16 protein-coding genes and 1 other annotated feature are annotated in these 13186 nt (G+C 50.5%); of the genes, 7 read left to right on the top strand and 9 right to left on the bottom strand.

Annotated elements, in window-relative coordinates; translation table 11 throughout:
• Nucleotides 1-12 precede the first annotated feature (12 nt).
• From pheS to thrS, 6 genes are all read right to left on the bottom strand, one after another.
• The gene (gene pheS, locus IMQ48_RS11270; protein ID WP_196209095.1) at nucleotides 13-996 is read right to left on the bottom strand and encodes a phenylalanine--tRNA ligase subunit alpha; all 984 of its coding nucleotides are present in this window, start codon (nucleotides 994-996) and stop codon (nucleotides 13-15) included.
• A gap of 121 nt (nucleotides 997-1117) precedes the next feature.
• Nucleotides 1118-1242: a sequence feature (Phe leader region), on the bottom strand.
• Nucleotides 1193-1237, bottom strand: a complete 45-nt coding sequence (gene pheM, locus IMQ48_RS11265; RefSeq protein WP_001386830.1) for a pheST operon leader peptide PheM — start codon at nucleotides 1235-1237, stop codon at nucleotides 1193-1195. It overlaps the preceding feature by 45 nt.
• 120 nt (nucleotides 1243-1362) lie before the next feature.
• On the bottom strand, nucleotides 1363-1719 hold the full coding sequence (gene rplT, locus IMQ48_RS11260; protein WP_003030578.1) for a 50S ribosomal protein L20: 357 nt from the start codon (nucleotides 1717-1719) through the stop codon (nucleotides 1363-1365).
• A 54-nt stretch (nucleotides 1720-1773) separates the two neighbouring features.
• Nucleotides 1774-1971 (bottom strand): 50S ribosomal protein L35, encoded by a 198-nt coding sequence (rpmI, locus tag IMQ48_RS11255; RefSeq protein ID WP_003030583.1) that lies wholly within the window; start codon nucleotides 1969-1971, stop codon nucleotides 1774-1776.
• A 96-nt stretch (nucleotides 1972-2067) separates the two neighbouring features.
• Nucleotides 2068-2610 carry a translation initiation factor IF-3 gene (infC, locus tag IMQ48_RS11250; RefSeq protein ID WP_071830666.1) on the bottom strand — a complete coding sequence of 181 codons (543 nt, stop codon included), beginning with the start codon at nucleotides 2608-2610 and terminating at the stop codon, nucleotides 2068-2070.
• A 3-nt stretch (nucleotides 2611-2613) separates the two neighbouring features.
• Entirely contained in the window at nucleotides 2614-4542 is a 1929-nt protein-coding gene (gene thrS / locus IMQ48_RS11245) for a threonine--tRNA ligase (protein ID WP_196209094.1), read from the bottom strand.
• Between the two features lie 304 nt (nucleotides 4543-4846).
• Here thrS and yniD point away from each other — a divergent pair, with 304 nt between their 5' ends.
• On the top strand, nucleotides 4847-4954 hold the full coding sequence (gene yniD / locus IMQ48_RS11240; RefSeq protein WP_196209093.1) for a small membrane protein YniD: 108 nt from the start codon (nucleotides 4847-4849) through the stop codon (nucleotides 4952-4954).
• A gap of 225 nt (nucleotides 4955-5179) precedes the next feature.
• Here the strand turns inward: yniD and IMQ48_RS11235 are convergent, their stop codons facing one another.
• Nucleotides 5180-5938, bottom strand: a complete 759-nt coding sequence (locus tag IMQ48_RS11235; RefSeq protein ID WP_196209092.1) for a YdiY family protein — start codon at nucleotides 5936-5938, stop codon at nucleotides 5180-5182.
• A 287-nt stretch (nucleotides 5939-6225) separates the two neighbouring features.
• On the opposite strand from IMQ48_RS11235, the gene pfkB reads away from it, so the two are divergent.
• Both pfkB and IMQ48_RS11225 read left to right on the top strand, forming a co-directional pair.
• Nucleotides 6226-7155 carry a 6-phosphofructokinase II gene (gene pfkB, locus IMQ48_RS11230; protein WP_196209091.1) on the top strand — a complete coding sequence of 310 codons (930 nt, stop codon included), beginning with the start codon at nucleotides 6226-6228 and terminating at the stop codon, nucleotides 7153-7155.
• A gap of 262 nt (nucleotides 7156-7417) precedes the next feature.
• Nucleotides 7418-8278 carry a fructosamine kinase family protein gene (locus tag IMQ48_RS11225; protein ID WP_196209180.1) on the top strand — a complete coding sequence of 287 codons (861 nt, stop codon included), beginning with the start codon at nucleotides 7418-7420 and terminating at the stop codon, nucleotides 8276-8278.
• Nucleotides 8279-8346: 68 nt separating this feature from the next.
• Here the strand turns inward: IMQ48_RS11225 and IMQ48_RS11220 are convergent, their stop codons facing one another.
• Complete coding sequence (locus tag IMQ48_RS11220; RefSeq protein ID WP_115258665.1) at nucleotides 8347-8883, bottom strand: YniB family protein; 537 nt, start codon at nucleotides 8881-8883, stop codon at nucleotides 8347-8349.
• Nucleotides 8884-9053: 170 nt separating this feature from the next.
• Here IMQ48_RS11220 and hxpB point away from each other — a divergent pair, with 170 nt between their 5' ends.
• The 4 genes from hxpB to tcyP all read left to right on the top strand — a co-directional run bounded on the left by hxpB (nucleotide 9054) and on the right by tcyP (nucleotide 12843).
• Nucleotides 9054-9722: a hexitol phosphatase HxpB gene (gene hxpB, locus IMQ48_RS11215; protein WP_196209090.1), complete on the top strand. Its 669-nt coding sequence runs from the start codon at nucleotides 9054-9056 to the stop codon at nucleotides 9720-9722.
• A 149-nt stretch (nucleotides 9723-9871) separates the two neighbouring features.
• Complete coding sequence (gene kduD, locus IMQ48_RS11210; protein ID WP_196209089.1) at nucleotides 9872-10633, top strand: 2-dehydro-3-deoxy-D-gluconate 5-dehydrogenase KduD; 762 nt, start codon at nucleotides 9872-9874, stop codon at nucleotides 10631-10633.
• Nucleotides 10634-10728: 95 nt separating this feature from the next.
• Nucleotides 10729-11316 (top strand): metal-dependent hydrolase, encoded by a 588-nt coding sequence (locus IMQ48_RS11205; RefSeq protein WP_196209088.1) that lies wholly within the window; start codon nucleotides 10729-10731, stop codon nucleotides 11314-11316.
• Between the two features lie 135 nt (nucleotides 11317-11451).
• A complete protein-coding gene (gene tcyP, locus IMQ48_RS11200) occupies nucleotides 11452-12843 on the top strand; it encodes a cystine/sulfocysteine:cation symporter (RefSeq protein ID WP_096757263.1) in 1392 nt (463 codons plus the stop codon).
• 64 nt (nucleotides 12844-12907) lie between these two features.
• On the opposite strand, the gene cedA is transcribed toward tcyP, so the two are convergent.
• The gene (gene cedA / locus IMQ48_RS11195) at nucleotides 12908-13171 is read right to left on the bottom strand and encodes a cell division activator CedA (RefSeq protein ID WP_196209087.1); all 264 of its coding nucleotides are present in this window, start codon (nucleotides 13169-13171) and stop codon (nucleotides 12908-12910) included.
• Between the last annotated feature and the right edge of the window lie 15 nt (nucleotides 13172-13186).

Genomic DNA, 13186 nt, shown 5'->3' with positions numbered 1-13186 from the left:
TTTATCCTGCCTTTATTTAAACTGTTTGAGGAAACGCAGATCGTTTTCGAAGAAAGAACGCAGATCGGTGACGCCGTAACGCAGCATGGTCAGACGCTCCATACCCATACCGAAGGCAAAGCCGGAGTAGATTTCTGGGTCGATACCAACGTTACGCAGGACGTTCGGGTGCACCATACCGCAGCCCAGCACTTCCAGCCATTTGCCATTTTTTCCCATCACGTCAACTTCCGCAGAAGGCTCAGTGAACGGGAAATAGGAAGGACGGAAACGTACCTGCAGATCCTCTTCAAAGAAGTTACGCAGGAAATCGTGCAGCGTGCCTTTCAGGTTGGTGAAGTTGATGTTGGTATCAACGATAAGCCCTTCCATCTGATGGAACATCGGGGTGTGCGTCTGATCGTAGTCGTTACGATACACGCGGCCCGGCGCAATAATACGGATTGGCGGCTGTTTTTCTTTCATGGTGCGGATCTGCACACCAGAAGTCTGGGTACGCAGCAGACGCGTGGCGTCAAACCAGAACGTGTCGTGGTCAGCGCGCGCCGGGTGATGAGCTGGAATATTCAGAGCATCAAAGTTGTGATAATCATCTTCGATTTCCGGCCCCGTCGCCACGGTAAAGCCAAGCTCACCGAAGAAACTTTCAATCCTGTCGATAGTCCGCGTGACCGGATGCAGTCCGCCGTTTTCAATACGACGGCCCGGCAGGGAGATATCAATGGTTTCTTCTGCCAGACGCGCGTTCAGCGCAGCATTTTCTAAATCAGCTTTACGCGCGTTCAGCGCCTGCTGTACCTGCTCTTTGGCTTCATTGATAACCGCACCTGCTGCCGGACGCTCTTCAGGCGGTAGCTCGCGCAGGGTAGTCATTTGCAGGGTCAAGTGCCCTTTCTTACCCAAATATTCGACGCGGACATTGTCTAACGCGGCAACATCTGAAGCCTGGTTAATGGCGGCCGTTGCACTGGCAACCAGCTCTGCGAGATGTGACATGGTTTTCCTCGTTATGTGGCGATATTCATAGTCGCACGTATATACACAATATCATTCAAGTTGCATCAAGACGGCAAAGAGCAAATGCAGCCACACAAGGGCCGCTTGAAGGATAACGTGTATAAAAAAAGCCTCCACCAGGGAGGCTTTTAGGCGCTGTTTTCCGTTTCTTCTTTCACGCGCTAGCCTCCTGGATTCAGGTGCTAAAGTAAAAAAAGAAGCGGAAAATAGCAGCATTCATGCTTGCGTTACCTTGTGTGGTAAAAACTGGACAACCTTTATTGAAAAGGCTTACCGATAAATTGTCAACTAATTGATTGAACAACAAATAAAAGAGAGGGAGCCAGGCTCCCTCTTTTCACCGGCTTATGCCAGAGCTGCTTTCGCTTTTTCAACCAGAGCGGTGAACGCTACTTTGTCGAATACTGCGATGTCAGCCAGGATCTTACGGTCGATTTCAACAGAGGCTTTTTTCAGGCCGTTGATGAATTTGCTGTAAGAAATACCGTTCTGACGTGCTGCTGCGTTGATACGCGCAATCCACAGTTGACGGAACTGACGCTTTTTCTGACGACGGTCACGATAAGCGTACTGGCCAGCTTTGATAACAGCCTGGAAGGCAACGCGGTATACGCGAGAACGCGCACCGTAGTAGCCTTTAGCTTGTTTCAAAATTTTCTTGTGACGTGCACGGGCAACTACACCACGTTTTACGCGAGCCATATGTGCTCTCCTGTCTCTATATTCTTAGTAAAAAATTAATTAAACGTTAACGGCTTATGCGTACGGCAGGCACGCGATAACCAGACCCAGATCGCCTTTAGACACGAGGCCTTTTGGACGCAGGTGACGTTTACGCTTAGTAGATTTTTTGGTCAGAATATGACGCAGGTTTGCGTGCTTACGCTTAAATCCACCACCACCGGTTTTTTTGAAGCGCTTAGCAGCACCGCGTACGGTCTTAATTTTTGGCATTTTAATAACTTCCACTTCGCATTGTTAATAAACGAAACATAGGCGAACAAAACCTGCGAAGCCCGTAGGCTCCACAGGAATTGCTACTTGAAGGCCTTACTGTTTCTTCTTAGGAGCGAGCACCATGATCATCTGGCGGCCTTCGATCTTCGTAGGGAAGGATTCGACCACTGCCAGTTCACTCAGATCGTCACGGACGCGCGTAAGCACTTCCATACCGATCTGTTGGTGAGCCATCTCACGACCGCGGAAACGCAGCGTGATTTTAGCTTTATCACCCTCTTCCAGAAAGCGTACCAGGCTGCGGAGTTTTACCTGGTAATCGCCATCGTCGGTGCCAGGACGGAATTTAATTTCCTTAACCTGGATAACTTTTTGCTTTTTCTTCTGTTCCTTAGAAGATTTACTCTTTTCATAAAGGAACTTGCCGTAGTCCATAATACGACAAACTGGCGGTTCGGCGTTAGGGCTGATTTCAACTAAATCTACTCCAGCTTCTTCAGCTTTTTCGATAGCTTCTCTCAGACTCACAATACCCAAAGCTTCGCCTTCCAGACCTGTTAAGCGAACTTCCAGGGCGCGAATCTCGCCATTGATACGATTCGGACGTGCCGTTTGAACTCGTTTTCCGCCTTTAATACCTTATTCCTCCAGTTGTTGAAGACTGCGGCTGCGAATCTCTTGTTGCAGCTTCTCGATCACTTCACTTACGTCCAGGCTGCCCAAGTCTTTGCCACGACGGGTACGCACGGCAACTTTGCCTGCTTCTACCTCTTTGTCGCCACAGACCAACATGTAAGGGACACGACGTAAAGTGTGCTCGCGGATTTTAAAGCCTATCTTCTCATTTCTCAAGTCTGCTTTTACACGAATACCCGCATTTTGTAGTTTCTGCGTTAATTCGTTGACGTATTCAGACTGCGAATCAGTAATATTCATGACCACAACCTGAACTGGCGCAAGCCAGGTCGGGAAGAAGCCAGCGAACTCTTCGGTCAGGATACCAATGAAACGCTCCATTGACCCAAGAATTGCGCGGTGAATCATTACCGGCACCTGACGCTCGTTGTTTTCGCCAACATAAGAGGCGCTCAGACGAGACGGCAGAGAGAAGTCCAGCTGTACAGTACCGCACTGCCATGCACGATCGAGACAGTCATACAGGGTAAATTCAATTTTCGGACCGTAGAAAGCACCTTCACCCAGTTGGAACTCAAATGGGATATTGTTTTCTTCCAGCGCAACGGCTAAGTCCGCTTCAGCACGATCCCACATTTCATCGCTACCGATACGTTTTTCGGGGCGAGTGGACAGTTTGACGACGATTTTCTCGAAGCCAAAAGTGCTATACATATCGTAGACCATACGAATGCAGGCGTTAACTTCATCACGAATCTGCTCTTCGGTACAGAAGATATGTGCATCATCTTGAGTAAAGCCACGTACGCGCATCAGCCCGTGCAGTGCACCTGATGGTTCATTACGGTGACAGCTACCAAATTCCGCCATACGCAGCGGCAGATCACGATAGGATTTCAGACCCTGATTGAAGATCTGAACGTGGCCTGGGCAGTTCATCGGCTTGATGCAGTATTCACGGTTCTCTGAAGACGTGGTGAACATCGCATCTTTATAGTTGTCCCAGTGCCCTGTTTTTTCCCACAGCACGCGGTCCATCATGAACGGGCCTTTCACTTCCTGATACTGGTATTCTTTCAGTTTCGAACGAACGAAAACTTCCAGTTCACGGAAAATTGTCCAGCCATCGTTATGCCAGAACACCATACCTGGCGCTTCTTCCTGCATATGATACAGGTCAAGCTGCTTACCAATTTTACGGTGGTCGCGCTTAGCTGCTTCTTCAAGACGTTGCAAGTAGGCGCTTAGGGCTTTTTTATCTGCCCATGCAGTACCGTAAATACGCTGCAGCATCTTGTTGTTGCTGTCGCCACGCCAGTATGCCCCTGCGGTCTTCATCAGTTTAAAATGATGGCAGAAACGCATGTTCGGCACGTGCGGGCCACGGCACATATCGACGTATTCTTCATGATGGTATAAGCCAGGCTTGTCATCATGGGCAATATTTTCATCAAGAATAGAGACTTTATAGGTTTCGCCACGCTTCACGAATGTTTCACGCGCTTCGTACCAGCTGACTTTCTTCTTAATGACATCGTAGTTTTTTTCAGCGAGCTCGTGCATCCGCTTTTCGAGCGCGTCGACGTCTTCCTGGGTTAACGTACGGTCAAGATCGATATCGTAGTAAAAACCGTTGTCAACAACCGGTCCGATCGCCATTTTGGTGTGCGGCCAGAGTTGTTTGATCGCGTGCCCTAACAGGTGCGCACAGGAGTGACGAATGATCTCCAGACCTTCATCATCCTTGGCGGTGATGATGGAGAGTTTCGCATCATGCTCAATCAGATCGGAAGCATCAACCAGCTCACCGTTTACACGGCCAGCAATAGTGGCTTTCGCCAGACCTGGACCGATGTCCAGCGCAACATCCATGGGACTTACAGCGTGGTCGTAATGGCGTTGGCTGCCATCAGGAAGAGTAATAACAGGCATGTTATATCCTTATTTGCAGTGGTGACCCACACGTAAGATCACATACAAAGTTTCAATATTTAAAATTATCAAAAAGGTGTGGGCTGATTCCCGCTTCACTCTGCGAAATATGTCACGCATTACCCTACTGGCAACACCGTAACCTACACCCGCTTTTTGATAACACCGTTTGACAGTGTACACGGCATTACGGGTCGTTCAAAGCAACAATCAACGCGCTATCTATGATGTAAATCAATTCACTGGCACCCTGCCGTCTTTGTTACACTATGCGGCAATCATCATCGCAGGACAGGAAAGAATCATGCCCAAAAATCGCGTTGCCAAAAAACACTGGAAGATGGTTGTGGTACTGCTCGTCATTTGTGCGGCAATGTTGATGCTACGTTGGGCTGCGATGATCTGGGGCTAATTGCCAAATCGTCACTGTTACCTTTTCTGGCGTAGTCCGCAGACTGTTTGTCGTTTGTCTTTATGACAACGTCACCCTCTTTTTCAGGTCAGTCTATTCAGCAATTAAATAGAATACATCTGAACGTGAATTGATAGATAAGTGCTAAACAAATTCTGATCGAATAATAAAAACACGGCACTTTAATTAATAAAATCCGGGCCATTAATTTGACCCGGTTGATAACTACATTCGGTAGCCGAGTGAAAGTGTCGTGCGGCGGTCGGTGTGTTCCGGCGCTGTTGCCGGTGGTTCTGAGTTCCAGGTGACGTTATAAGCCACCTTCAGGCCAAAGTGTTCATTAATTGCCACATTTAAGGCCGTTTCAGAGTTAAGCGTCGTATCGTCAGCACCAAACACCGACACACCTTGTGTGAACTTGGTGGTGTCTGTCATCTGCCACGCATAAGCACCAGATGCATAGCCCAACGGCTGCGTTTCGGTTGTTCCATCGGTGTGTTCGTCATAACGTACACCAGGGCCGAATTCGAAACGGAAACTGTGCACCGGACCATTGAGGAACTGACGACCATAACCTGCGGTCAGCACGTCACGCTCATGATAGCCATTGTAACGATCGGTTAACCAACTGGCCTGTCCGAAGAGGTAATCATAGTCGGTCATATTGAAACGACTACGGCCACCTGCGGCATATTTCTCCGAAGAGCGTTCATCATTCGAGGAGGTATTGCTGGCATTGCCCCACAGAGACCACGCCGTGGTTTCACCGTACCAGGTCATGGTAGTGTCTGCAGTTAAAGAAGAACTTTTTGTGTTGCCTGACTGGGCGAGGTATCCCGCGTTCAGGTTACCTTCAAAAGGTTTTTTCGCGCTGGAGGGGTCATCCATGACAGTAAAAACGGAATCATCGGCGGCGGCATGCATTGACGCAAACACGCCCCCCATCAGCACGAATGCTGCGGGTACTGTCTTCAAAAGCTTCATTTATAAAGAGTCCGTACAACAAAAAAAGAGACCATTACGGTCTCGGAAACTTTCATAGGGATCAATGACAAAAGCCCCTTGAAAGGTAACAAATTATAAAAAGACTCGAATAACATAGCAATAATTTCTTATTTCATTTTTTGAATAAGAGCGTTCTTAAACCGTAATTTTATTTATATATCTTTGCCGGGATGATTTTAAATAAAGATGCGATAAATCATGTTGTTAATTACTTCACTTTCGTCATATTAAGTGCCAGACTGAGGACAGCCTAACAGGAGGTAAAGATGGTACGTATCTATACGTTAACACTTGCGCCCTCTCTCGATAGCGCAACAATCACCCCGCAAATCTATCCCGAAGGAAAACTTCGCTGCACCTCGCCGGTTTTTGAACCTGGCGGTGGTGGCATCAACGTGGCGCGTGCTATCGCGCATCTTGGCGGTAACGCAACGGCTATTTTTCCGGCAGGCGGCGCCACCGGGGAACACCTTGTGTCATTACTTGCCGATGAAAATGTTCCCGTTTCTACCATTGAGGCCAAAGACTGGACCCGGCAAAATCTTCACGTCCACGTCGAATCCAGTGGCGAGCAGTATCGATTTGTTATGCCAGGGGCGACACTCTCGGATGACGAGTTCTACCAACTTCAGGATCAAGTGCTGGAAATTGAATCCGGTGCGCTGTTGGTAATCAGCGGCAGCCTGCCACCCGGAGTAAAGCTTGAAAAACTCACCCAACTTATTACTGCGGCACAAAAGCAGGGCATTCGCTGCATTGTTGATAGCTCAGGTGATGCATTAGCGGCTGCATTAGCCCTCGGTAATATCGAATTAGTTAAACCCAACCTCAAAGAACTCAGCGCATTGGTTAACCGCGAACTCACGCAGCCAGATGACGTGCGCAAGGCCGCAGAGGAAATTGTGCACAGCGGTAAAGCACAGCGTGTTGTCGTCTCGCTAGGACCGCAAGGGGCGTTGGGCGTTGACAGCGAAACCTGCGTACAGGTCGTGCCACCACCAGTGAAAAGCCAAAGTACCGTCGGTGCGGGAGACAGCATGGTCGGCGCGATGACGCTTAAACTGGCACAGAGCGCACCATTTGAAGATATTGTTCGTTTTGGCGTCGCGGCAGGTAGCGCGGCAACCCTCAACCAGGGTACGCGTTTATGTTCGCAGGGCGATACGCAAAAAATATACGCGTATCTTTCGCGGTAATACTTCCCCCTTATCATCAGGGGGATTTACCAACAAAACTGTCGACATACGTGTTATGCGTCTATGCTGAAAAATCACGTGATAACAAAGAAGTGGATCATGTGAAACTCAACAGAGCTGTACCCTGGCGAAGTATGTAATAGCAACAAACATTACGTGCCTTTTTAGCGATGATGCATCCACGGTGTGCGTCAGTTCGTGTTTTTTTACCGCATTCTTGCGCTAACCTTATGATCTGGCAGACAACATGGGGAGAGACATCATGTGGCAGGCTATCAGTCGTCTTTTAAGCGAGCAACTCGGTGAAGGCGAAATCGAGCTGCGTAATGAACTGCCCGGCGGTGAGATCCACGCCGCATGGCATTTACGCTATGCGGGGCGCGATTTTTTCGTCAAATGCGATGAAAGGGAGCTGTTAACCGGCTTTACGGCGGAAGCCGACCAGCTGGAGCTGCTTTCCCGCAGCAATACCGTTTCAGTCCCAAAAGTCTGGGCGGTCGGTGCAGACAGAGACTACAGCTTTCTGGTGATGGATTTTCTCCCTCCCCGTCCACTTGATGCCCACAACGCCTTTATCCTCGGACAACAGCTTGCGCATCTTCATGAGTGGAGCGATCAGCCACAGTTTGGCCTCGACTTCGACAATGCGCTCTCCACCACGCCACAACCCAATACCTGGCAACGCCGCTGGTCAACCTTTTTTGCGGAGCAGCGCATTGGCTGGCAGTTGGAACTCGCGGCCGAAAAGGGGATCGCGTTTGGCAATATTGACGCCATTGTCGACCACGTTCAGCAGCGTTTGTCATCACACCAGCCACAGCCCTCACTACTGCATGGCGATTTGTGGTCGGGAAACTGCGCCCTTGGCCCTCATGGTCCCTACATCTTTGACCCCGCCTGCTATTGGGGCGACAGAGAGTGCGACCTGGCAATGCTGCCGTTACATACCGATCAGCCGCCGCAAATTTATGACGGCTATCAGTCGGTTTCCCCCCTGCCGCTGGATTTTCTCGACAGGCAGCCTGTCTATCAGCTTTATACGCTGCTGAATCGGGCGATTCTGTTCGGCGGGCAACATCTGGTGGTGGCGCAGAAAGCGATGGACAGGTTACTGGCGGCTTAACGGATATATAGCGGATGTTCTTTGCTAATCAGGCCCGTAGCTCTCGCGCGGGCCTGATAGTGACGCACTTACAAAAAGCCCAGCAGAGAAAAGAAGAAATAGCCAATCACGATAACAATCACAGGCAAAATATAGAGCGGGAATATTTGCAGGAAAATCGTGTGGTGCGGCACGACAATACGCGACTCAATTTGCTCACGCGACAGCCCTTCACTGCCCTTCGCCTGCTCCAGAATCAGCTGATCTTCAACGCCTTCACGTAAAAAACGAGCCTGACGGCTCATGCGAGCGCCCGAATCCTGCATCGCCAGTCCGATAAAAATAAGAATAAAAATCAGCCAGAAAACGAGATTCAGTCCGCTTTGGAAATCAGGTGTCGGTGAGTTATACCAAAACAGATTCAGAAAGGGTGTATTTACCCGCATCATGTCAATCATCACGTGGGCAAAGTCGAGCATCACCGCGTTAATCCCCTCCTGCTTTTCACTGTGCGCATACATAAACTTCAGTACTGAAACCAGCGTTGAAATCAGCGCCGGGATGAAAATTACCCATCCCACCAGCCTTTTCAAGACAGCAATGCGTCCAGCTTGTTGATACGTCATGAGTTCCCCTTGATAAAGACGTGTCATTTTGGCCTAAGTTTACCCGCTGATAACCATTTTCGCCTGATCTTTAAAGGCGGTATAATCGAGGATTAACCATAATGAACGCTGAGAGCCGGTTCAACCAGACTCTTAATCCCTGCTGTTTCATGTTCAAAGGAGAGGTTGTGATGTCAACCCCGCGTCAAATTCTTGCTGCAATTTTCGATATGGATGGATTACTGGTCGATTCAGAACCGCTCTGGGATCAGGCTGAACTGGATGTGATCGCAAGTTTAGGCGTAGATATCACCCGCCGCCATGAACTCCCCGATACGCTGGGGCTGCGTATCGATATGGTTGTTGATCTGTGGTTCGCCCAGCAACCGTGGAGTGGCCCTTCTCGCCAGGAGGTAACAGACCGCATTATCACCCGTGCTATCGCCCTGGTTGAAGAGACAAAACCGCTGCTGCCAGGCGTACGTGAAGCCGTGGCGCTGTGTAAATCGCAAGGCATACTGGTGGGACTGGCATCGGCCTCGCCGCTGCATATGCTGGAAAAAGTGCTGACGATGTTTGACCTTCGCGGCAGTTTTGACGCGCTGGCCTCGGCAGAGAAATTGCCTTACAGCAAACCGCACCCTCAGGTCTACCTTGATTGTGCAGCCAGGCTGGGAGTAGATCCGTTATCCTGCGTGGCGCTGGAAGACTCGGTTAACGGTATGATTGCCTCTAAAGCGGCACGCATGCGCTCTATCGTTGTACCTGCACATGAGAATCAGGACGATGCTCGCTTTGTTCTCGCCGACGTTAAACTCACCTCACTGGCCGACCTCACCATCGCGCATCTGCGCGGATAATTCCCTGATGGGCAATGATTGTATTGCCCGTTTTGCCAGGTTAGTCATATTTTTGAAACGTTGTTTCATTTTTAATTGTATTTCCTGCCAGCCTCTCCTATTCTTTCACCCACAGCACGCGTTAAAACTATTTGATAGCCGAGGTGAATATGATTTTGGATGCTTTTCGTCTTGAGGGTAAAGTGGCTATCGTCACCGGATGTGATACCGGGCTTGGGCAAGGTATGGCGGTCGCGCTGGCGGAGGCTGGCTGCGACGTGGTCGGCGTCAATCGTAAAATTCCTTTACAAACCGCTGAGAAAATCCATGCGCTCGGGCGACGCTTTCTAACCATTCAGGCCGACCTCAGCCAGCAGGACTCGCTGAACGAGATCGTGACGCAAACAGTCTCCTCCTTTGGTCGGATCGATATTCTGGTCAATAACGCGGGAACCATTCGCCGCGAGGACGCCCTGAACTTTAGTGAGCAAGACTGGGATGATGTGATGAACCTGAATCTCAAATCCGTTTTCTTCTTGTCACAAGCTGTCGCCAGGCAATTCCTGACCCAGGGTCAGGGCGGAAAAATCATCAATATTGCGTCGATGCTCTCGTTCCAGGGCGGTATCCGCGTACCTTCCTACACCGCATCAAAAAGCGGCGTGCTGGGGATAACCCGCCTTCTGGCCAATGAATGGGCCGCTCAGGGTATTAACGTCAATGCCATTGCTCCGGGATATATGGCGACCAACAATACACAGCAACTGCGCGACGATGCCGACCGTAACCAGCAGATTGTCGACCGTATTCCGGCCGGACGCTGGGGTACGCCTGACGATCTGAAAGGCCCGGCGGTATTCCTTGCCAGCCGCGCCTCTGACTACATTAATGGCTATACACTGGCCGTCGATGGCGGCTGGCTGGCGCGTTAATCGCCTATTTGTGACAAAGGGTTACAACGTCACCTCTTCCGCCTACTGTATAAAACCCCTATACTGTATGAATTGACAGTTCATTGGGTTTAATCATGACGGCGGAAGGCCACCTCCTTTTTTCTATTGCCTGTGCGGTATTTGCCAAAAATGCCGAACTGACGCCCGTTCTCGCGCAGGGTGACTGGTGGCATATTGTCCCTTCAGCTATTTTGACCTGCTTGCTGCCCGATATCGATCATCCCAAATCGTTGCTGGGGCAGCGTCTGAAGTGGGTCTCAAAGCCTATTGCCCGGGCATTTGGTCATCGCGGGTTTACACATAGCCTGCTGGCGGTATTTGCCTTGCTGGCGACATTCTATTTGAAGGTACCCGAGACCTGGATAATCCCGGCGGATGCGTTACAGGGGATGGTACTCGGCTACCTTAGCCATATTCTGGCCGATATGCTGACTCCGGCCGGCGTTCCTCTGCTGTGGCCCTGCCGCTGGCGCTTTCGCCTGCCGATCCTCGTACCGCAAAAAGGCAACCAGCTGGAGCGTTTTTTATGCATGGCGCTGTTTGCCTGGGCTATCTGGATGCCACAAACTTTGCCTGAAAATAGTGCGGTGCGCTGGTCATCGCAGATGATTAATACGCTACAAATACAGTTTAATCGTTTTATAAAACACCAGGCTGATTAAGAAATCGGCCAAAATGTCATTTTTGGCATAAACAATTCCATTTGAATATAAGAGGCAAGTCACAGTTCTGCTAATCTTGCGCCAACAGAATCACTGTAGTTCGGTGATACATAAAAAAAGATCAGGAGAACGGGGATGAACTTTCCATTAATCGCGAACATTATCGTGTTCGTTGTACTGCTGTTCGTGCTGGCGCAAGCCCGTCACAAACAGTGGAGTCTGGCCAAAAAAGTACTGGTTGGTCTGGTCATGGGCGTGGTATTTGGCCTTGCCCTGCACACCATATATGGCTCCGACAGCCAGGTACTGAAAGATTCCGTACAGTGGTTCAACATTGTCGGCAACGGCTATGTCCAACTGCTGCAAATGATCGTCATGCCGCTGGTATTTGCCTCTATCCTCAGCGCCGTTGCGCGTCTGCACAACGCCTCTCAGCTGGGGAAAATTAGCTTCCTGACCATCGGGACGCTGCTGTTTACTACGCTTATCGCCGCGCTGGTCGGGGTGCTGGTCACTAACCTGTTCGGCCTGACGGCAGATGGACTGGTACAGGGTGGCGCTGAAACCGCCCGTCTGAACGCCATTGAAACCAACTACGTGGGTAAAGTTGCCGACCTGAGCGTGCCGCAATTGGTGCTGTCGTTTATCCCGAAAAACCCGTTTGCCGATCTCACTGGCGCTAACCCAACCTCCATTATCAGCGTCGTTATCTTCGCCGCTTTCCTTGGCGTCGCAGCCCTGAAGTTGTTGAAAGATGACGCGCCGAAAGGCGAGCGCGTATTAACTGCCATCGATACCCTGCAAAGCTGGGTAATGAAGCTGGTTCGCCTGGTGATGCAACTGACGCCGTACGGTGTTCTGGCACTGATGACCAAAGTGGTTGCAGGCTCCAATCTGCAGGACATTATTAAGCTGGGCAGCTTCGTGGTGGCTTCGTACCTCGGTCTGGGCATCATGTTCGTGGTACACGGTATTCTGCTGGGTATTAACGGCGTGAGCCCGCTGAAATACTTCCGTAAAGTTTGGCCGGTGCTGACGTTTGCCTTCACCAGCCGCTCCAGCGCTGCGTCTATTCCGCTGAACGTGGAAGCACAAACCCGTCGCCTGGGCGTGCCTGAGTCGATTGCCAGCTTTGCTGCCTCTTTTGGCGCCACGATTGGTCAAAACGGTTGTGCGGGCCTGTACCCGGCAATGCTGGCGGTGATGGTTGCACCAACCGTGGGGATTAACCCGCTCGACCCAATGTGGATTGCGACGCTGGTCGGTATTGTGACCGTTAGCTCCGCCGGTGTTGCGGGCGTGGGTGGCGGTGCAACGTTTGCCGCGCTGATCGTGCTGCCGGCGATGGGCCTGCCGGTTACGTTGGTCGCTCTCCTGATTTCCGTAGAACCGCTGATCGATATGGGTCGTACCGCGCTGAACGTGAGCGGTTCCATGACCGCCGGTACGCTCACCAGCCAGTGGTTGAAGCAAACCGACAAAACGATTCTGGACAGTGACGATAACGCCGAACTGGCGCACCGTTAAACCGGTTTCCTGAAACGTAAAAAAACGCCGGAGTATCACGCTCCGGCGTTTTTTTTATATCCCATTACTCGCTCAGTTCGTTTTCCTGACGGATCTGGTTGGCCCAGCGTTGCGCCGACTCCGGCACCGTAAACGCAGGCGAACGTTGAAACGCCTCTCCCATTAAGACAAAAGCGACATATTTTCCACGCAGTATCCATACGTCACGAAACGCATCCATTTTTATCGCATGCTCTGGTGGCGCGGGCTCCACACGCGGAACGTAGCTGATAACCTTGCGATTTTGTTGGCGAAGAGGTTTCATAATCAGTTGCTTCACTAAAGACAAATTCTAAAAATCAGA

It is taken from the genome of Citrobacter sp. Res13-Sevr-PEB04-36, from assembly GCF_015672735.1.
Lineage (GTDB): Bacteria > Pseudomonadota > Gammaproteobacteria > Enterobacterales > Enterobacteriaceae > Citrobacter.
Note: the sequence above shows the minus strand (reverse complement) of the source record. Positions and strands in the feature narration are given on the sequence as shown.